15 protein-coding genes are annotated in these 18,898 nt (G+C 41.6%); 11 read left to right on the forward strand and 4 right to left on the reverse strand.

The genetic code is table 11. From position 1 onward, the window contains the following. Nucleotides 1-29 precede the first annotated feature (29 nt). Nucleotides 30-863, reverse strand: a complete 834-nt coding sequence (locus D9603_RS21140) for an SDR family oxidoreductase (protein WP_128732812.1) — start codon at nucleotides 861-863, stop codon at nucleotides 30-32. Between the two features lie 126 nt (nucleotides 864-989). Between D9603_RS21140 and D9603_RS21145 the strand changes: the two genes are divergently transcribed. From D9603_RS21145 to D9603_RS21170, 6 genes are all read left to right on the forward strand, one after another. After that, nucleotides 990-2,777 carry a M14 family metallopeptidase gene (locus D9603_RS21145; RefSeq protein ID WP_194086977.1) on the forward strand — a complete coding sequence of 596 codons (1,788 nt, stop codon included), beginning with the start codon at nucleotides 990-992 and terminating at the stop codon, nucleotides 2,775-2,777. Nucleotides 2,778-2,779: 2 nt separating this feature from the next. Further along, nucleotides 2,780-3,421: an MBL fold metallo-hydrolase gene (locus tag D9603_RS21150; RefSeq protein ID WP_128732814.1), complete on the forward strand. Its 642-nt coding sequence runs from the start codon at nucleotides 2,780-2,782 to the stop codon at nucleotides 3,419-3,421. Between the two features lie 112 nt (nucleotides 3,422-3,533). Continuing rightward, nucleotides 3,534-3,992 (forward strand): Lrp/AsnC family transcriptional regulator, encoded by a 459-nt coding sequence (locus tag D9603_RS21155; protein ID WP_010376979.1) that lies wholly within the window; start codon nucleotides 3,534-3,536, stop codon nucleotides 3,990-3,992. A gap of 231 nt (nucleotides 3,993-4,223) precedes the next feature. Beyond that, entirely contained in the window at nucleotides 4,224-5,780 is a 1,557-nt protein-coding gene (locus D9603_RS21160) for a SulP family inorganic anion transporter (RefSeq protein ID WP_128732815.1), read from the forward strand. A gap of 298 nt (nucleotides 5,781-6,078) precedes the next feature. After that, nucleotides 6,079-7,149: a histidine kinase gene (locus tag D9603_RS21165; RefSeq protein WP_128732816.1), complete on the forward strand. Its 1,071-nt coding sequence runs from the start codon at nucleotides 6,079-6,081 to the stop codon at nucleotides 7,147-7,149. Further along, on the forward strand, nucleotides 7,149-7,973 hold the full coding sequence (locus D9603_RS21170) for a LytTR family DNA-binding domain-containing protein (protein WP_125253959.1): 825 nt from the start codon (nucleotides 7,149-7,151) through the stop codon (nucleotides 7,971-7,973). The genes D9603_RS21165 and D9603_RS21170 overlap by 1 nt, the downstream gene beginning before the upstream one ends. 298 nt (nucleotides 7,974-8,271) lie before the next feature. On the opposite strand, the gene pyk is transcribed toward D9603_RS21170, so the two are convergent. Then, entirely contained in the window at nucleotides 8,272-9,705 is a 1,434-nt protein-coding gene (pyk, locus tag D9603_RS21175) for a pyruvate kinase (protein ID WP_128732817.1), read from the reverse strand. Between the two features lie 445 nt (nucleotides 9,706-10,150). Here pyk and gndA point away from each other — a divergent pair, with 445 nt between their 5' ends. Further along, nucleotides 10,151-11,524, forward strand: coding sequence for an NADP-dependent phosphogluconate dehydrogenase (gene gndA, locus D9603_RS21180; protein ID WP_128732818.1), 1,374 nt, complete (start codon nucleotides 10,151-10,153; stop codon nucleotides 11,522-11,524). A gap of 75 nt (nucleotides 11,525-11,599) precedes the next feature. Here the strand turns inward: gndA and ansA are convergent, their stop codons facing one another. After that, entirely contained in the window at nucleotides 11,600-12,610 is a 1,011-nt protein-coding gene (ansA, locus tag D9603_RS21185) for an asparaginase (protein WP_128732819.1), read from the reverse strand. Nucleotides 12,611-12,680: 70 nt separating this feature from the next. Then, the gene (gene sppA, locus D9603_RS21190) at nucleotides 12,681-14,561 is read right to left on the reverse strand and encodes a signal peptide peptidase SppA (RefSeq protein ID WP_128732820.1); all 1,881 of its coding nucleotides are present in this window, start codon (nucleotides 14,559-14,561) and stop codon (nucleotides 12,681-12,683) included. Nucleotides 14,562-14,773: 212 nt separating this feature from the next. Between sppA and D9603_RS21195 the strand changes: the two genes are divergently transcribed. The 4 genes from D9603_RS21195 (at nucleotide 14,774) to upp (ending at nucleotide 18,822) form a co-directional block, all read left to right on the forward strand. Then, nucleotides 14,774-16,735, forward strand: a complete 1,962-nt coding sequence (locus tag D9603_RS21195; RefSeq protein ID WP_128732821.1) for an FAD-dependent oxidoreductase — start codon at nucleotides 14,774-14,776, stop codon at nucleotides 16,733-16,735. A gap of 68 nt (nucleotides 16,736-16,803) precedes the next feature. Then, complete coding sequence (locus D9603_RS21200; RefSeq protein WP_128732822.1) at nucleotides 16,804-17,511, forward strand: DoxX family protein; 708 nt, start codon at nucleotides 16,804-16,806, stop codon at nucleotides 17,509-17,511. A gap of 118 nt (nucleotides 17,512-17,629) precedes the next feature. Continuing rightward, a complete protein-coding gene (locus tag D9603_RS21205; protein ID WP_125253952.1) occupies nucleotides 17,630-18,178 on the forward strand; it encodes an NAD(P)H nitroreductase in 549 nt (182 codons plus the stop codon). 11 nt (nucleotides 18,179-18,189) lie between these two features. After that, complete coding sequence (gene upp / locus D9603_RS21210; RefSeq protein WP_128732823.1) at nucleotides 18,190-18,822, forward strand: uracil phosphoribosyltransferase; 633 nt, start codon at nucleotides 18,190-18,192, stop codon at nucleotides 18,820-18,822. Nucleotides 18,823-18,898 lie beyond the last annotated feature (76 nt).

An 18,898-nucleotide genomic window follows, 5' to 3' on the forward strand; every position in this document is an offset into this window, starting at 1 on the left:
TATTAAGACTAATTGGTATTACTCAGCCCTTAACGGTTTTTCATCAATATTTTATCTAGCATGCGACTGCTCAATATTCGTTTTAGATACCCCATCAAGTATGTAGGGAACGTTACGTAATACCTTGGCTTCGCAGTTTTAGCACTCAATGCGTGATGCAGGGCTTTATAAACCGCTTCAGGCCCTAAGGTAAATTTCTGTGGTGCGTCTTCAGCGCCTAAGCGATTAAGCTGCGCCTGATACTCGTTGTGATGTGCGCTATGTTGATGGTTGATGTTAGTTAAAAATGCGCGTTTCGCGTTTTCTCTAAACTTTGATACGATTGGACCTGGCTCGATTAAACTGACTTGGATATTGGTGTTGGCGAGTTCCATGCGTAATGTGTCGGTTAACCCTTCCAGTGCAAATTTACTAGCGTTATAGGCTCCTCGATAGGGTAATGCAACAAGGCCAAGCACTGAAGAATTGTGCACTATTCGGCCTGAACCTTGCTTTCGCATTTGCGCGACAGCCAAGCATGTTAGTGTGTGCCAACCAAAAAAGTTAACTTCAAACTGCTTTCTTAATATATCTGTAGGCAAATCTTCGACCGCACCAGGTTGACCGTAGGCGCCATTATTAAATAATGCGTCCAATTGCCCATTGACGATTGTAAGTGCCTGATGAAATCCATCTTTGATACTTTCCTCACAAGCTAGATCTAATACGATGCAATGAACACCTGTACCTTCAAACTTATTCAGGTCTTTTTCATTTCTGACTGATGCGATGACCTGATATCCGGCTTTTGACAACTGCAATGCACAGTAATAACCAATCCCGGTAGAACAACCAGTGATTAAAATTGATTTTTGTACGCTCATTTGTTCCCTAAAGTGATAGTTATCTGCGATTAACTGCAAATTTTTGTTGAATCACCGCACATTGTAAGCCGATAGATAAAATATTGATATAATTGACGGATAAAAGCAGAGGAATAGAGAATTATGATGAGTTCCAGCATTATTATGCTTACTGCAATGCTAGGTATGAATAGTCATTTGCCACCGCTAATGGAGTGGCAGGGTAACAGTGAACAACTATTACAACAACAAGGCCCATTGACGACTGATTTCGAACTTAGTGATGGTACCGATTCCCCAAATTATGAAGATACAATGGCGTTTGTTGACCGTCTAGTCGCGGCCAATCCAACACAGTTTAAGCTTGAAACTATAGGTACTAGTGATAGTCATCGCGCTATCAAGATGATTGTTGCCACTGAGCAAGGTGGTGACAAATCTAAAGTCATTAATAGCGATAAACCGACTATTTTAGTTCAAGCGGGTATTCATGCCGGTGAAATTGATGGTAAAGATGCCATGTTTATGTTGCTGCGTGATATTGCCACAGGGAAACGTCGCGATATTTTAGCGAAAGTCAACTTACTAGTTGTGCCGATTTTAAATGTCGATGGTCATGAGCGTCGCAGCGAATATAACCGTATTAATCAGCGCGGCCCAGCGGTGATGGGATTTAGGACGAATGGTAAAAATCTTAATCTCAACCGTGATTATACAAAGCTAGATACTCCTGGTATTAGAGCGATCATGTCTGTGATCAATGAGTATAAGCCAGACCTATACATTGATGTTCATGTTACTGACGGTGCGGATTACCAGTATGATGTGACCTATGGCTTTAATCCAAGTTTTGCCAGTGAATCTCCAGCAATTGCCCAAGTATTGGAAAATCAACTCTCTCCTGAAATAGATAAAGCACTTCGCAAACAGGGGCATATTCCCGGACCTTTGGTGTTTGTCATGGACAAGCGTGATTTTAAGCAGGGTTTAGCAGGTTGGGTAGCAACACCAAGATTCTCAAATGGTTGGGGCGACTTAAAAGGGCTACCAACAATACTTGTGGAAAATCACTCTTTAAAACCGTATAAACAGCGTGTTTTAGGGACGTATGTATTTATGGATGGCGTCATTGATGGACTGGCCAACAATATAGATATATTACGAGAAGCTGTGAAAAAAGAAGCTGAGTTTTTGCCCAAAAAATTAGTGGTTGAGCGTAGCTACGCTAAAACTCCTGATTTCATTCAATTTAAAGGTATCGAATACAAGCAATTCGAAAGTGCACTTTCTGGGCATGTAGAAGCAAAATACCTTGGTACGCCAGTCGACTATGAGAAATTACCGATTTATTGGCAAAAAGAAGTAAAAACGATAGTTAATGTTCCAGAGCAGTTTTATATACCACCAGCGTATCCCGAAGTCGTTGAAAAGCTAGAGCTTCATGGTGTTGAAGTCATTAAATTGCCAGCATCGTCAGTAGTTGAAAATGTCACTCAGGCAGCGGTAAGTGACTATCAGTTCGACAGTGTGCCTTTTGAAAGTCGCTTTAGAGTAAAGGCATCATTTAACTTTAACGTATTGCCAGAAAAAGTGGATGTAAGTGGCTGGTATAAAGTTGAAACAGCGCAACCTTCGGGAGAGTTGGCAACTCACTTACTGCACCCTAAAGCCCCGGACTCTTTCTTTGCTTGGGGTGAGTTTAATACGATTTTTCAACGTACAGAATATGTTGAAAATTATGCGCTTGAACCGTTTGCCAGAAAGATGCTAAAACAAAATCCAGCAATGGCATTAGCATTTGATAAAAAAATTCGTGAAGACAAAAAGTTTGCCAACGACTCTAAAGCGAGAATGGAGTGGCTGTACGCTCGGACACCATTTTATGACAGCGCTTATTTGAAGTATCCTGTTTTGATGGCATTTGGAGCAAATTAACAATGCAAGTATTAACAATACCTGTTACGCCGTTTATGCAAAATTGCCGTGTATTAGTTTGCCCGACAAGCAGAATCACCGCAATTGTCGACCCAGGTGGCGAGCCGGAAAAGATCATCGCGCGCTTGACTGAAGAGGGGCTTAAACCGAAGATGATTTTGCTCACCCACGCGCATCTAGATCATGTGGGGGCAAGTACGATACTGGGGGAGTATTATGATATTGAAATCATAGGCCCTCATAAAGATGACCTATTTTGGCTTGAAGCATTACCAATGCAATCACAAATGTTTGGTTTTGAAAACCACGCTGCATTTTTACCCTCATCATGGCTAAATGATGGTGATACAGTTGAGGTAGGGAAGCTAAAGTTAGAAGTTAGGCATTGCCCTGGTCACACGCCTGGACATGTTGTTTTTTATGAACCTGTCTCACAGCAGGTGTTGGTAGGTGATGTTTTGTTCAAAGGTTCAGTAGGGCGAACTGACTTTCCTAAAGGGGACGCAGCAAAGCTGAAGCACTCCATTGAGAGTAAGTTATTTTCGTTACCTAACGAAGTCGTTGTGCATTCAGGGCACGGTGAAAATACCACGATAGGGTATGAAAAGGCTACAAACCCCTTTATGAGTGGCCGATTTGGGTAGAATAGTAGGCGCTAAGTAGTATTCATATACAATAAGTTAGTCTACTATACGTCAGAGAATAATAATCAACATTGGCTTTGTAAGCTAATGTGCTAATTAAACTAGAATAGATATGTCATTAAACCAAGTAGATCGCCAAATCTTGGCATTGTTACAACAAGATGCGAGTCTTTCGACCGCCGAAATTGCAGATAAAGTAGGGCTTTCTCAATCTCCTTGCTGGCGACGTATCGCCAAATTGGAGCAAGATGGTTACATCAAAGGTAAAGTCGCACTGTTAGACGAGAAAAAGCTCGGATTTGATATGCTGGTTTATGCACACGTTCGCTTGTCGAACCATGGCAGAAATAACCTCGCTGAGTTTGAAAAACTTATATTGAGCTACGACGAAGTGACAGAGTGTTATTCAATGGCAGGCACGATGGACTTCATGCTGCGTATTATATCTAAGGGAATTGAAGGTTATGAGCAGTTTGTTCGAGACAATTTACTTAACCTTGAGTTTGTTCAAGAGGTACATTCAAATGTAACCATGACTTGTGTAAAACGCAGTACCTCTTTACCACTTTAGTACAGCATCATCGTCTGCTTGTTAAATGATAGTGAGCAGACGATTACTAGCCTGCCTTTTAGCTGAAATAGTGCATTTCTAACATCCTGCTGTCACTGTTCTATACTAGAATTTAGTGCATACAAACCAATCTGCTTTAAATGCTAGATGTCTGCTATTTGTTTAAATTGCTGCTTTTTGCTAGAATCCGCAGCCTTTGTGTTCATTGTCAATTCAGACCAGAGGAAATAGATGTTTAATCTGATCAGCAAAGCGCCTAGCTCTGCTAAAAACGATGTACTATCAGGACTTACAGTTGCACTGGCGTTGGTGCCAGAAGCTGTAGCCTTCGCTTTTGTTGCGCAAGTAGACCCTTTGGTTGGCTTATATGCGGCATTCATTGTAGGTCTTATTACCTCAATCTTCGGTGGTAGACCGGGTATGATCTCTGGTGCAACTGGTGCACTTGCAGTCGTTATGGTTAGCTTGGTGATAGAGCATGGTGTTGAATATCTGTTTGCGACAGTCTTATTGATGGGCTTTTTGCAAATATTGGCCGGTATATTTAAACTCGGCAAGTTTATTCGCATGGTGCCTCACCCTGTTATGCTCGGCTTTGTAAATGGCCTGGCAATTGTGATTTTCTTAGCACAACTTGGGCAGTTCAAGGTGCTTGATGGGCAAGGTAACTTGACGTGGATGCAGGGCGAAGCGCTCTATATTATGTGTGGCCTAGTTGCGCTTACAATGGCTATCATTCATTTTCTCCCTAAGTTGACGACAGCAGTACCTTCAAGCCTTGCCGCTATCCTTGTAGTAACTGGAATCGTAATAGGCCTGGACCTAGATGCGAGGAATGTACTTGACTATCTTAAAGACATGTCTGGCAACTCTGATGCGACTATCGCAGGTGGTTTCCCTGCTTTTCATATTCCTGATGTACCATGGACACTTGAAACACTTAAAATCATATTCCCTTATGCGTTAGTATTGGCAGCAATTGGCTTGATAGAGTCGCTGTTGACGCTCACTTTGATTGATGAGATCACAGAAACACGTGGCCATAGTAATCGTGAGTGTATCGGTCAAGGTGCAGCAAATGTTACCTGTGGCGTATTTGGTGCGATGGGCGGCTGTGCGATGATAGGCCAGTCAATGATCAACATTAATTCTGGTGGCCGTAGTCGTTTGTCGGGAATAACAGCTGCGCTTCTACTATTGGTCTTTATTCTATTTGCTGCTAGCTTAATAGAAATGATCCCATTAGCCGCACTAGTTGGTGTGATGTTTATGGTTGTTCTAGGTACGTTTGAATGGTCTAGCTTTAGACTGATCAGAAAGATCCCCAAATCAGATGCTTTTGTGATTGTATTGGTATCTGGTGTGACTGTGGTCACAGATCTCGCGATTGCAGTTTGTGTTGGTGTAATTGTATCGGCATTGGTGTTTGCTTGGGAACATGCAAAACATATCTACACCAATAATTATATTGATGAAAATGGCTCAAAGGTTTATGAATTACACGGACCACTATTCTTTGGCTCTGTAAAAAACTTTGCTGAATTATTTGATATAAATAATGACCCCGACGACATTATTGTAGAATTTAAATATAGCCGAGTTGCTGATCACAGCGCGATTGAAGCGATAGATGCGTTAGCAGAACGCTACAAAAAAGCTGGAAAAACACTTCATCTGCGCCACTTGAGCCAAGACTGCAAAGTGTTACTCGAAAAGGCTAAAGACTTAGTCGAATTAGATGGTCAAGCCGATCCAACATATAAAGTCGCTTCAGATAAGCTGGCGTAAATACAGTCTACAAGACAAGGCATTTATAGCAATTTGTGTAGAACTGCTTAACCTGAGGGAACATAGATTGAAGCTAAGGGGTTGTTATATTTCTTATTCATAACAACCTAATAGCACTTTTTTGGTGTTCCAAAACAGAGCGGTTAAATTAAATAAGTCATTATAATTTATCTTAAAAAAGACACTGCGGTGTCTTTTTTTATTTGCGGTAGGTCGTGTAAAAACTGAGACCATCAGCAGTGAATAAATGCAACAAGCTGAGATATAATCCAGTTAAGATAGAAGAGGTATAATCATTTTGAAGTGGCAATCACTGGTTGATAACAGGCAGAGGTTTTTCTGGGTATTACAAATAGCCGGCTGGTTGGGTTATGCGCTGGTGAATTACATTGGCTCGAAAGTATTTGAAATGCGCGACATCTATGTATTTGTTATTGCATTAAATGCTTATGCCGGTTGTTTGATGACAGTACCACTGCGTTATTTATATCGTAAGATATGGAACGCCTCTCCAGTTGTCTTAATCTTGGTAGTATTTACTGCATCATATTTAACCGGAACGCTCTGGGCTGTGGTGCAAAAATTCAATCATTGGGAAATATACCGTCATGGTTATCGACCCGATGAATGGTTTTATTATTTGCAGCAAGGCCTAGACTCCGTCTATATCGTTTTATGCTGGAGCGGACTATACTTCGGTATAAAGTATTATCAATTATTGCAAAGTGAGAGACAAAAGGCACTAAAAGCCAATACGATGGCTCATGAAGCACAACTAAAAATGCTTCGGTATCAGCTTAATCCTCACTTTCTCTTCAATACACTCAACGCAATCTCAACACTTATTCTCGTTGAAGAGAATAAAGATGCAAATCAAATGGTATCAAGGCTTAGTGACTTTTTGAGACATACCTTAAATACAGATCCGATCAAAAAAGTACCACTAGAGCAAGAGTTACATGCGTTAACGTTATACCTTGAAATTGAGAAAGTACGCTTTGATGAAAGGTTGTCGATTGAGTTAGATGTAACAGAAGAGGCAGAACAAGCGCTAGTGCCAAGTTTAATTTTACAGCCATTGATTGAGAACAGCATCAAGTATGCTATTGCACATATTGAACATGGCGGCAAAATTGAGATTAAAGCACAGGTTTTTGCCAATGAGCTACTCTTGGAAGTAGGTGATAACGGCCCAGGCGCAGAGTTGGAAGATGGGCAGTTGAAAAGTGCACAAGGAGTGGGTTTAGCGAATACCAAAGATCGCCTAAAAACATTATATGAAAACAATTACTCGTTTGTGCTGTCAAACAATGAGCCTTCGGGTTTAAAGGTAAACATTCGCGTGCCATACGAAAGGGCGAAGAAGTAATGAACAAAATTAGAACATTAATCGTAGATGATGAACCGCTAGCCAGAAAAGGCTTGGCGGTAAGGTTAAGAGATTTTCCTGAAATTGAAATTGTAGAATTATGTGGCAGTGGCCAACAGGCTATTGATTTATGTAAGTCTGAGGACATAGATCTAGTCTTTCTTGATATTCAAATGCCAAACATGAATGGCTTTGAAGTAGCGAGAGCCTTGAGTGAAAGTGTCAAACCATTGCCTGCTATCGTTTTTGTAACTGCGTTTGATCAATATGCTGTCAAAGCATTTGAGATCCATGCGTTAGATTACATTTTAAAACCCGTTGATGACAACAGATTAAAACAGGCGGTGGAAAAAGTGCAAAGCTATTTAAAAACACAACAAGACAATGCGCATAAGAAAAAGTTAGCCAGCTTTGTTGCAGGGATCACTGGTAACAATTGTGAAGAAATCCTAAAGAAGTTAGCGACAGGGGATACAATCGAAGATAAAAAGTTCCCTGAGTCACTTGCGGTAAAAGAGCAAGGAGAGATCATTCGTGTTTCTACCGGCTCAATTCAGTGGGTGGATGCTGCTGGAGATTACATGTGCCTACATTGTAGTGATGGTCAAACACACATCTTACGAAAAACAATGAAGGATTTAGAGCAAGAATTGGACCCAACATTATTCGTACGCGTGCATCGCTCTGCTATCGTAAACACTAAACAAATTAGTAAGCTAGTAACCCAGAGCAGTGGTGAATACTTGTTGGTGCTTGAAAATGGTCAAGAGCTAAAAGTAAGCAGAAGCTACAGAGATAAAGTGAAGGCAGCATTAGCAAGCTAATACCAATTAATCTTAATACTTGCTCAATTAGAAGAAGCTATTGTGGCGCTACAAGCGATAAAATGTCTTATTTAGAGCAACTTGTGGATAACAAAGCTTTGCTCGGTTATAAGCTAAACGTTCTGCCTCACATTAGGCAGTTTGGTTTTATTAAATCGTTACAACAAGAAAATGGTATAAAATAACGCCAAGTGATTAGCGCTGTTTCCTCATTTTATTATCAATACAGCTTTTACGCGCAGTCACACGGGCGAAATAACAGAACTAGGTAGCGTGGCTACCCAGTTCGTTGTGGTTTTTACACTGTAATAATTTTTAGTGTATTACTTGCACCGATAGTTTCCATTTTATCGCCATGGGTAATGATAACTGTGTCGCCTTTTTCTAAAGATCCTGCTGCAACAAGAGTGTCTAGTGCTTCTCTAACCGCACTATCATCTGAACATTGGGTAGAGTCAAACCTTACCGGATAAACGCCACGATACAACGAGGCTTGACCGAGTGTGGATTGATGGCGAGATAGGGCATAAATTGGTAAACCGGAACTAATACGTGACATTAGTTTCGCAGTATTGCCTGATTCCGTTAATGCAACAATGGCTTTTACTGAGTCTAAGTGGTTAGCTGCATACATGGCGGAAAGCGCAATGGTTTCACAAGTGTCTGCAAAGCGACTATCTAGACGGTGTTTAGAAATGTGAATTTGTGGTTGCGACTCAGCGCCTAAACAAACGCGAGCCATCGCTGCAACCGTTTGCTCTGGATAATCTCCCGCAGCTGTTTCTGCAGAGAGCATAACCGCGTCTGTGCCGTCCAATACAGCATTTGCTACATCCATCACCTCAGCACGGGTTGGCATTGGGTTGTCAATCATCGATTCCATCATTTGTGTTGCTGTAATGACAGTACGGTTTAATGAACGAGCACGGCTGATAATTTGTTTCTGTTTACCCACAAGCGCAGCGTCGCCAATTTCGACCCCTAAGTCGCCACGTGCGACCATCACCGCATCAGAAGCAAGCACAATGTCATCAATTGCTTCAACAGTTTCAACAGCTTCTGCACGCTCTATTTTTGCTAACAATTGCGCATTAGAGCCTGCTTTTTCAGCTAAGCTTCTGACATAACGCATGTCATCACCGCTTCGAGGGAAAGATACTGCAATGTAGTCAACACCGATTTCCGTTGCCGTGATTAAATCTTCTTTGTCTTTATCCGTGAATGCCGGTGCCGTTAACCCACCACCTAAACGGTTAATACCTTTGTTATTAGATAGCACACCACCCACTTTGACGCTGGTATGAACTAAGTGACCTTGCACTTGCTCAACAACCAGTTGGATCAGACCATCGTTTAACAATAACAAATCACCTTGCTTTACATCATTTGGTAGCTCTTTGTAATCTATACCAACAGCTTCAACATGACCCTGTCCAGGTTCCATTTTTGCGTCTAGAGTAAACTTTGCACCTACTTCTAAAAATACTTTACCTTCTTTGAAGGTTGAAACACGGATTTTAGGTCCTTGCAAATCAGCTAGGATAGCGACATTCACACCTAAGCGTTGAGATATTTCGCGTACCGCTTCAGCTCTGTTTTTGTGATCCTGAGCAACGCCGTGTGAAAAGTTTAGTCTGACTACGTTGGTGCCGGCACGAATTATTTTTTCTAAATTATTATCTCTATCAGTTGCGGGCCCCAGAGTTGCAACGATTTTAGTGCGTCTAAGCATCAGATTCTCCTGTAAGCTTATCAAGGTAAGCAAAAACTTATGAATGTGTTAAAAATAAATTAAACTTGCTGTCTTTTTACACATCACACATTGTGAAACCATTATTTAACTAACTTGAGCATAAAGAATTATGCAAATACCCTTTTTAACACTCTCATTAAGTTATATGATCTATATGTCATCATTATGACACCGGTGTCAGTGGGCGTCAATCTCGAATATTTTACCTTTTAATGATAAGAGAATATTTGCGATTAATCACAAATAGTGGTGAATGCGAGCCGCTGTCACTATATTGCTATACAGTGAACTGTGTTAGCTGTCATATTTTTGTAACTGATAAGTAGCCAGCGAATAGTGTGTCTCGCTGGTCAATCATGGTTGCTAAGGTATAATGCACATACACGAACGCATAAAGTTTTGATGTTACCGAGGAGGAAACTAAATGCAGGTTGCATTAGTTGGTTTGGGTGTGATGGGTAAAAACCTCGCGCTAAATCTAATAGAGAAGGGGATGACCTTAGTCGCATATGACAAGAACCCCGAAGTAGGTGCGGAATTATTAAGTTGCGCACAGTCGTTAGGTATGGCGGAGCGCTTACACATAGTGTCTGATCTCGGTGATATGATCAGAAGGCTTGAGACTCCTCGCTCGATTTTATTACTGGTTCCAGCAGGTGAATTAGTAGATAAAGTTTGTAGCGACTTGGTTGAAGCCGGGGTTGAGAAAGAAGATATCATTGTGGATTGTGGTAATAGTAACTACAAAGATGGTATTGCTCGTAAGTTGAAATATCAAAATAAATTTGAGTTTGCCACCATGGGGATCTCTGGCGGAGCTGAAGGGGCGCGTCACGGTCCTGCGATGATGGCGAGTGGCTCTGAAGGCGGATGGGAACGTATCGAACCTTGGTTTGAGAAAGTTGCGGCAAGCTACAATAACGAGTCATGTTTTGCTCGCGTGGGTCAATCTGCAAGTGGCCATTTTGTAAAAATGGTACATAACGGCATTGAATATGCGTTAATGCAGCTGATTGCTGAAGTGTATCAACTACTTCGTCATGGTACTGGCCGCTCACCGAAAGAAGTCGCTGAAATTTTTGAGTCATGGTCAGAGGGTAACCTAAATAGCTACCTACTCGCTATTTCGAGTCATATTCTCAGCCTCGAAACAGAACAGGGCGAGTCACTAGTTGACCTTATAGATAACAAAGTAGGTGCTAAAGGTACTGGCCTTTGGACAGCACAAAATGCGTTAGAATTAGGGATTGCCGTCCCATCTTTGGTCGCTGCGGTGCAAGCTCGCCATTTAACTAATACGATAGATACGCCAGCGGCCAAAGAAATGACGTATGCTGCCAAATCTACCGAGTCGGTTGAAGTTGATTTAGACGAATTGAAACAAGCATTCTATTTCGCGAGCTTGCTATGCTATCGTCAAGGCCTTGCATTAATTAAAGGTGCGTCACGAGCTCACCAATGGAAAGTCGACTTAAATAAGACACTTCAAACCTGGCGCGCCGGTTGTATCATTCGTGCCGACTACCTAGATGATGTTGCTCAGGGTGTTGAGTTTATCGATTCATTAGAGGAGCCAGCACTGGCACTTCGTCGCACTACCGGTAAAGCGATTGCAACAGGTTTATCTTTCCCTGTGCTTGCTGCGACGCAAACATACATTGCGACGTTGAGCACTCCAAGCAATGGTCACTTAGTACAAGCACAACGTGATTACTTTGGTGAACATGGCATTAAGACGCACAGTGGTGAAACGTGTCACCTCACTGATCTTGTCGAGATTGATGCAAAAGTAAGATAGTCACGTCGACACTAGAAATGACAAAGCCGCAGTATCCACTTGCGGCTTTTTACTTTTCTTTTCTTCTATCTTTCTTTACCTAGTGAGTTCACCACGAAGGCTATCTTGCATAAGGTGGCGGATAGTTTCTATTTCAAGCTTTTGGCTGAATAGATAATGTAGTTTTGTTAAGCACGCTTCCAAAGTCATATCATAACCACTGATCACTCCACAATTGAGTAAAGCGTTGCCAGTAGCGTAGCCGCCCATATTCACTTTACCTTGGATACACTGAGTTAGATTAATGATCACCCCTCCGCTGTCACTTATTGCCTTAAGCTCACTTAAAAAGTGCTCGTCTTGTGGCGCATTTCCAACACCAAAGCTCAATAATATCAATGCCTTCATTTGACCTTTCATGAGGTTCTTAAGGATCTCAGTTGAAATTCCGGGATAAAGGTGCATCACAGCGATAGGTTGTGGGGAAATCTGGGTTACTTGCAAACTTTGCTCAACATAAGGGCTGAGCTTTCCTTCTAGTAGCTGTATGTTGATCCCCGCTTGCGCTAAAGGTGATAAGTTTGGAGACGCAAAGGCATCAAACCCGTCAGCATGAGCTTTTATTGCTCGGTTACCACGATACAACTTATTATTGAAAAATAAGCTAACTTCCGCAATGGGATAATTAGCCGCTAAGTACATGGCATTTAGCAGGTTCACTTGACCATCTGAACGAAGTTGAGATAGTGGTATTTGTGAGCCGGTTACAATCACAGGCTTGGTCAGATTCTCAAACATGAAAGACAGCGCTGAAGCGGTATACGCCATTGTGTCTGTGCCATGTAGTACGACAAAGCCGTCGTAATCCTGATACTTTGATTGGATATCATCAGCAATTAGTTGCCAATGATGGGGAGACATATCAGATGAGTCAATTAAAGGACTGTATTCGTGAATATCAAAAAGTGGCATCTCATCGCGTGTAAACTCAGCGTTATTCTTCACCGTATCGGTAAGGTAGCCAGCAACAGGAACATAACCACGACTCGATTGCTTCATACCAATAGTACCGCCGGTATAAGCAATGTATATTTTTTTTCTTTTCATAAATAAGCCCAGAATAAAATCTGGGCTTATTATAGCAATTGTGTATCCTCAATTGCAGTCTTATTCAGGGTTATTCAGCCGATACATTACATACTAAACACAGGGTATAGACATGATTTGGGTCATTTAATTGACCGAGTACTTTGCTCTGAGCTTCTAGTGTATGACTTATATCATCTAGTGTGTTTAACGCTGTTTTTGCAAATATCGATTGCTCAGGCATAATGGCCTCAACTGCACTTTGTACTATCGCAGCACCAAATAACTGTTGCACTAGCTTTTCCTGCTCAGTTAGCGCTTGTTCTATGGTGATAACATCATACATCTCCAAGTTTGCAAGACTGGCTGCTGCGTTAATGGCATCATTCTTATTGCCTAACTTGTCAATGAGACCAAAATTTAGCGCTTGAGTTGCCAGCCATACACGGCCTTGCGCTACTTCATCAACCGCTGATTTCTCAAGGTTTCGTTCAGTTGCAACCATAGAGATAAACTTGTCATAGGCATCTTCAACGCCCATTTGAATAAGATGTTTATAATTACTTTCAATTCCTCTAAATGGTGATTGACCTTTTAGCTCTGTCGTTGCTACACCATCTGAATAAATACCAAGTGAATTAGCCGCGTTTTCGAAAGTCATTATCATGCCAAAAACGCCAATTGACCCAGTAATTGTGCTCGGCGAGGCCCAAATTTCATTCGCTGAGGCCGCAATCCAATAGCCACCTGAAGCCGCGACTGAGCCCATAGATGCGACAACGGGTTTACCTGCCGCTTTTAATGCTAACACTTCATTACGAATCGTTTCTGAAGCAAACATACTGCCGCCGCCAGAATCTATCCTTAAAACAACCGCTTTTACTTTATCGTTTAGACGCGCTCTTTTGAGCAGTGCAGCTGTTGAATCTCCGCCTATGGCACCAGCCTTACGTTTACCATCGGATATTTGACCTTTAGCAACGATCACTGCAACTTTTTCTGTAAATGGATTTTCAGCAAATTCTTTTGGTGGCAGTGTTGACAGATACTGCTCAAAGGACACTTGCTTGAACGATTTGCCTTTAGCGTCTAACCCCACTTCATCAATCAACTTTTGTACGAACTGTTGATCTGTAACCAGTTCATCCACCCATTGGTTATCAATTGCATATTTAGCAGAGTCGCCTTGTGCAGCTTCCATTTTATCCGTCAATGCAGCGAATGTTTCATCAAAATTTGTGACATCGAAACCTCGGTTCTCAGCCACTTCTGATTTGTATTGACTCCAAAGTGGTGTTATCCAACCAAGGTTAGATTGTTTTGCTTCTGGTGACATATCACTGCGGATGAAAGGCTCAACGGCAGATTTATAGGTACCAACACGGAAAATATGCTGAGTCACTTTTAGCTTATCTAGGGCTTCTTTGAAATAAAGAGGGTACATGCCAAAACCGGTGATGTTGACACCACCGTATGGGTGTAAGGTTACTTGATCAGCAATAGAGGCTAAATAATATTGTGCTTGAGTGTAATATGCACCGTGAGCATAGATCTTTTTGCCTGCAGCTTTAAATTTTACCAGCGCATCTCTAATGTCGCGGAGTTTATCTAAATGTGCGCTGTGCATGCGTTGTAAGTCTAGGTACATTGCATATATTTGTTGGTCTTGCGTTGCTTTGTTTACTACGTCAATTATATCATCAAGTAAAATCTCACCAGGTTGCTCTGAGTCACCAAACTTGCCGCTCATTGCCGCTTCAAACGGATCGACATAGGTTAGTTGCTCTACAATGATGCCATTTAGATCTAAGCGTAAGACACTTTTATCTTCCACTTGGACTTGGTCTTCACCGGATATAATATTAATCACAATGGCAATCAGAATGAATAAGAACAACAGATTTAAAATCAATCGTCTAGAAAAGTTCAAGGTGGCCCATATGCCTTTAAAAATATTCGCTATCAGTTTCAAATCGATCCCTTATGCTTAACATCAATAAAACACTATTTATTTATCATATATCAGAGTCGGTTTCATAGATAATAGAAAAACGTAACTAAGTATTTTCATGCGTGAAATATCAGCAATGAGCCTAAGTTCGTTAATTTCTTTCTGTTTAAGACTTGCCAAATAATAAAAAAACGTTAATGTTCACAGGTAAGACCAGTTTTGTGGGGCGGCAAATGTTAGAAAAAGAACTAAAACTTAAACATACAAGTTTGCGAAATCGCTTGGTGATGGGATCGATGCACACCGGGCTTGAAGAAGGTTGGCACAATCGAAAGCGCTTAGCTGCGTTCTATGAAGCACGTGCAAAAGGAGGGGTGGGGTTAATTATCACTGGTGGCTATAGTCCAAATTTACGCGGTAAATTGACGCCCATTTCGTCTTCTTTTAACTCGCGGTATGATGTGATAAAGCATAAAGCATACACCAACGTGGTTCACCAACATGGTGGAAAAATTTGCTTACAACTACTGCATGCAGGAAGATACGCTTACCACCCTTTTAATACAGCACCAAGTGCAATCAAAGCACCAATAAATCCCTATACGCCAAAAGCGATGAGCTTGAGCGCTATTAAAAGTACCATTAAAGATTTTGCACAGTCAGCAAAGCTAGCTGAGAAGGCCGGATATGATGGTGTCGAAATCATGGGCTCTGAAGGGTATTTAATTAACGAATTCATGGCGAATCACACCAATAAACGTACTGACGAATACGGTGGTAGTCTAGAAAATAGAATGCGTTTGGCGACTGACATCGTAAAAGCGGTGAGGGCGAAGGTGAGCGATAAGTTTATTATCGTATTTCGTTTGTCAGTGATGGATCTAATCCCAAATGGATCGACAGCAGAAGAAGTTACGCTTCAGGCAAAAGCGCTAGTGTCCGCCGGTGTTGATATTCTTAATACTGGAATTGGTTGGCATGAAGCTAGAGTTCCTACAATTGCTTCAATGGTACCACCAGGCGCGTATCGAGAAGCGTCAAATAGGTTAAAACAGGTTGTTGATATACCCGTTGTGGCCGTCAATCGAATAAATACCCCGACACTAGCAAATGATATTTTAGCTAAAGGCGACGCTGATCTTATTTCTATGGCGCGTCCATTGCTTGCTGATCCTGAGTTTTTCAATAAGTACCAAGCACAACGTGAAGAGCAAATTAATATTTGTATCGGTTGTAACCAAGGCTGCTTAGATCATGTATTTAAAGGGCAACGGGCTACCTGTTTAGTTAATCCTCAAGCAGGGTTTGAGCTGGATTACCCGTTAGAAGAAGCAACTACAAAGAAAAAGGTATTAGTGGTGGGAGCTGGCCCCGCTGGATTATCAGTGAGTTATTATTTGGCTAAAAAGGGACACCAAGTTAAGCTCATTGATAGGGGAAGCGAACTAGGTGGACAATTTAACCTAGCGATGCGCATACCAGGAAAAGAAGACTTTCAACACACGCTAAAATACTATGTGAGCGAAATTAACCGCCTTGGAGTAGAGCTTTGTCTAAACACATCTTATGAATTGTCTATGGCAGATGCTTTTGATGATGTCGTTTTTGCAACTGGTGTAAGTCCACGAATGTCCAAAATCGAATGTGCTGATGGGCGTCGCGTGTTTGCCTATGATGAAGTGATTAAAGGAGAAGTAGAACTCGGTGATAAAATCGCGATTTTAGGTGCGGGTGGTATTGGTTTTGATATGGTTGCCTATCTGACAGAACCGCGAGAGCAATCTATTTCAGACTTTAAGGCACAGTGGGGTATCGAATGCGATCCTAAACCATCCCAAGAGCAAAAAACAATTTATATGTTAAAGCGTTCAGCTGGTCGTTTTGGTAAAGATTTAGGCAAAACCACAGGTTGGATCCACAGAGCGGTTGCAAAGCACCATAACGTTAAACAAATTGCACAAAGTGAGTACATTCGTTTTGATGGTCAAGGGCTGACTATCAAAGTTGCAGACGATGAGCAGATACTTGACGTTGATACTGTTATTGCATGTATCGGCCAAGTATCCAACGATACATTGTTTGATAAAGAAACGTTGCCAGAAAACCATCATGTTATTGGTGGAGCGAAACTTGCTGCTGCAATCGATGCAAAACGAGCGATAGCTGAAGCTCTTCAGGTCGCGAGAAAAATTTAATGTAATAACCCTAAGAATTAGGCGGTCTATACTGATATTGTAACTATCAACTATGGACTGCCTATCTTATGTTTGTAAACCTGCTAAAGTTTTATAACAGCACTAAACTAACGTTGGAACACTTCTCAGGGCTTGCCCCTTTACTCATCCGATTACTCCTCGCACCAGTGATGATTATCGCTGGGTACAATAAACTAAACTTTAAGCACCAAGACATCGAACTTTACCAAAAACTGCTTCCAGACCCTGGTGTAGTAGAGTGGTTTGGTAATAGTGAATGGGGGTTGGGGCTGCCTGTTCCTGACTTATTAGCATTTATGGCTGCTTGGACTGAATTTTTAGGTGGTTGGCTGATTTTGGTTGGTTTATTAACCCGTTTAGTCACGATCCCGCTAATGATAACTATGGTGGTTGCAGCAGTAACTGTGCACCTTGATAACGGCTGGTTTTCAGTTGCGCCATCAAACCCTGATACCAGTGCAGCTAAGGTTGTACACTGGTTGGGTGTTGAGCAGGCAAAAAATAGTTTAGATAATAGCCTAGAGGTAAAACAGAGGTTAGACATAATCAAAGGGTTGGTTGCAGATCATGGGCGGCCGGATTACCTATACGAAAAAGGAAACATAGTCATATTGAACAATGGCATCGAATTTGCCGCTACCTATTTTGTGTTGTTACTGTCGCTATTTTTTATGGGGGGAGGACGTTACGTCAGTATCGACTATTGGTTGAAACTGCTAATGAGCAGCCAATCAAAAAGTATACAGTATCGATGATCATATAAAACAAAGCACTGTAAACTTAAGCGTGCTGCATAGTCGCAGGCGCTTTGAAATGGTAGACTAAGCGCATATTAATGATACCGATTTTGAAGGTACAATACGGAACGAACTAATGGACGCAATAGAATTACTTTTGACACGTCAATCAGATAGCAATCTTTCTTATCCAGGACCAAACCCAGAGCAACTAGAGATAATTAAAAAAGCTGCTTTGAAGGTACCAGATCATGGTGGCCTTACGCCGTTTAGGTTTATTGTGGTCGAAGAGCAAGGTCGTGAAAAGCTGGGTGATATTTATTATCAAGCAGCTATAAAGGAGCAGCAAGAACAAAGAGTCATAGATAGGGCGAAGGCGCTACCTCAGCGTGCTCCTATGCTTATTATTGCTGTTTCACCGTATCAAGAACACCCTAAAGTTCCTCGTATTGAACAGATCCAAAGCGCAGGTTGTAGTGTGTTAGCGATGCAGCAAGCTGCTTTTGCACAAGGTTTATCAGGTGTATGGAGAACCGGTTATTTTGCGCAGAGTGTGGAAGTTAAAAAGCAACTAGGACTGGATGAAAAAGATGAGATTGTTGGCTATTTATACTTAGGTACGCCAACAGTGTTATGTACAAAGCCAGTTAGACACAAGCCAGAAGACTTTTTCAGTAGTTTATAAGGGATCCCCCAATGGCATTACATGTAATTGACCACCCGTTGGTTCAACATAAACTTGGGTTACTTCGAGAGCAGGGAGTATCGACCAAGAATTTTCGTGAGATTGTATCAGAAGTTGGAAACTTACTGACTTATGAAGCAACTAAAGATTTAACACTCGGTGATGAGGTAGTCTCTGCTTGGGACGGCAAACAGTTGACTGTGAAGCGTCTTGCTGGCAAAAAGATTACACTAGTACCTATTTTGCGAGCTGGTCTTGGTATGCTTGATGGCATATTACAACTTATTCCAGCTGCTAAGGTAAGTGTTGTCGGCTTGCAAAGAAATGAAGAGACATTAGAGCCAGTACCATATTTTGAAAAATTGGTGGGTAATATAGATGCTAGACTCTCACTAGTGATAGACCCAATGTTAGCAACAGGTGGATCTTTAGTCGCCACAATAGATATGCTTAAGAAAGCAGGGTGCAAGGAAATCCGAGCGATTGTGCTTGTTGCTGCACCTGAGGGCGTAAAATTAGTTGAGGCAGCACATCCAGATGTTGAAATATATACCGCATCGCTAGACAGCCATCTTGATGAAAAGGGGTATATTGTTCCTGGGCTTGGTGATGCTGGTGATAAAATTTTTGGTACTAGAGCATAATACCAATTTGACTTAATACTTGCTCAATTTGAAGGAGTAAATCTGACGCTAACAACGTTAAAAATTTCTCATTTAG

Source organism: Pseudoalteromonas sp. PS5 (genome assembly GCF_004103255.1).
In the GTDB taxonomy this organism is placed as follows: Bacteria; Pseudomonadota; Gammaproteobacteria; order Enterobacterales; family Alteromonadaceae; genus Pseudoalteromonas; species Pseudoalteromonas peptidolytica.

Bases quoted from the DNA above. Each gene is read 5' to 3' on its own strand.
- D9603_RS21140 (WP_128732812.1), bottom strand. From the start codon at position 863: ATGAGCGTACAAAAATCAATTTTAATCACTGGTTGTTCTACCGGGATT.
- D9603_RS21145 (WP_194086977.1), top strand. From the start codon at position 990: ATGAGTTCCAGCATTATTATGCTTACTGCAATGCTAGGTATGAATAGT.
- D9603_RS21150 (WP_128732814.1), top strand. From the start codon at position 2,780: ATGCAAGTATTAACAATACCTGTTACGCCGTTTATGCAAAATTGCCGT.
- D9603_RS21155 (WP_010376979.1), top strand. From the start codon at position 3,534: ATGTCATTAAACCAAGTAGATCGCCAAATCTTGGCATTGTTACAACAA.
- D9603_RS21160 (WP_128732815.1), top strand. From the start codon at position 4,224: ATGTTTAATCTGATCAGCAAAGCGCCTAGCTCTGCTAAAAACGATGTA.
- D9603_RS21170 (WP_125253959.1), top strand. From the start codon at position 7,149: ATGAACAAAATTAGAACATTAATCGTAGATGATGAACCGCTAGCCAGA.
- pyk (WP_128732817.1), bottom strand. From the start codon at position 9,705: ATGCTTAGACGCACTAAAATCGTTGCAACTCTGGGGCCCGCAACTGAT.
- gndA (WP_128732818.1), top strand. From the start codon at position 10,151: ATGCAGGTTGCATTAGTTGGTTTGGGTGTGATGGGTAAAAACCTCGCG.
- ansA (WP_128732819.1), bottom strand. From the start codon at position 12,610: ATGAAAAGAAAAAAAATATACATTGCTTATACCGGCGGTACTATTGGT.
- D9603_RS21195 (WP_128732821.1), top strand. From the start codon at position 14,774: ATGTTAGAAAAAGAACTAAAACTTAAACATACAAGTTTGCGAAATCGC.
- D9603_RS21200 (WP_128732822.1), top strand. From the start codon at position 16,804: ATGTTTGTAAACCTGCTAAAGTTTTATAACAGCACTAAACTAACGTTG.
- D9603_RS21205 (WP_125253952.1), top strand. From the start codon at position 17,630: ATGGACGCAATAGAATTACTTTTGACACGTCAATCAGATAGCAATCTT.
- upp (WP_128732823.1), top strand. From the start codon at position 18,190: ATGGCATTACATGTAATTGACCACCCGTTGGTTCAACATAAACTTGGG.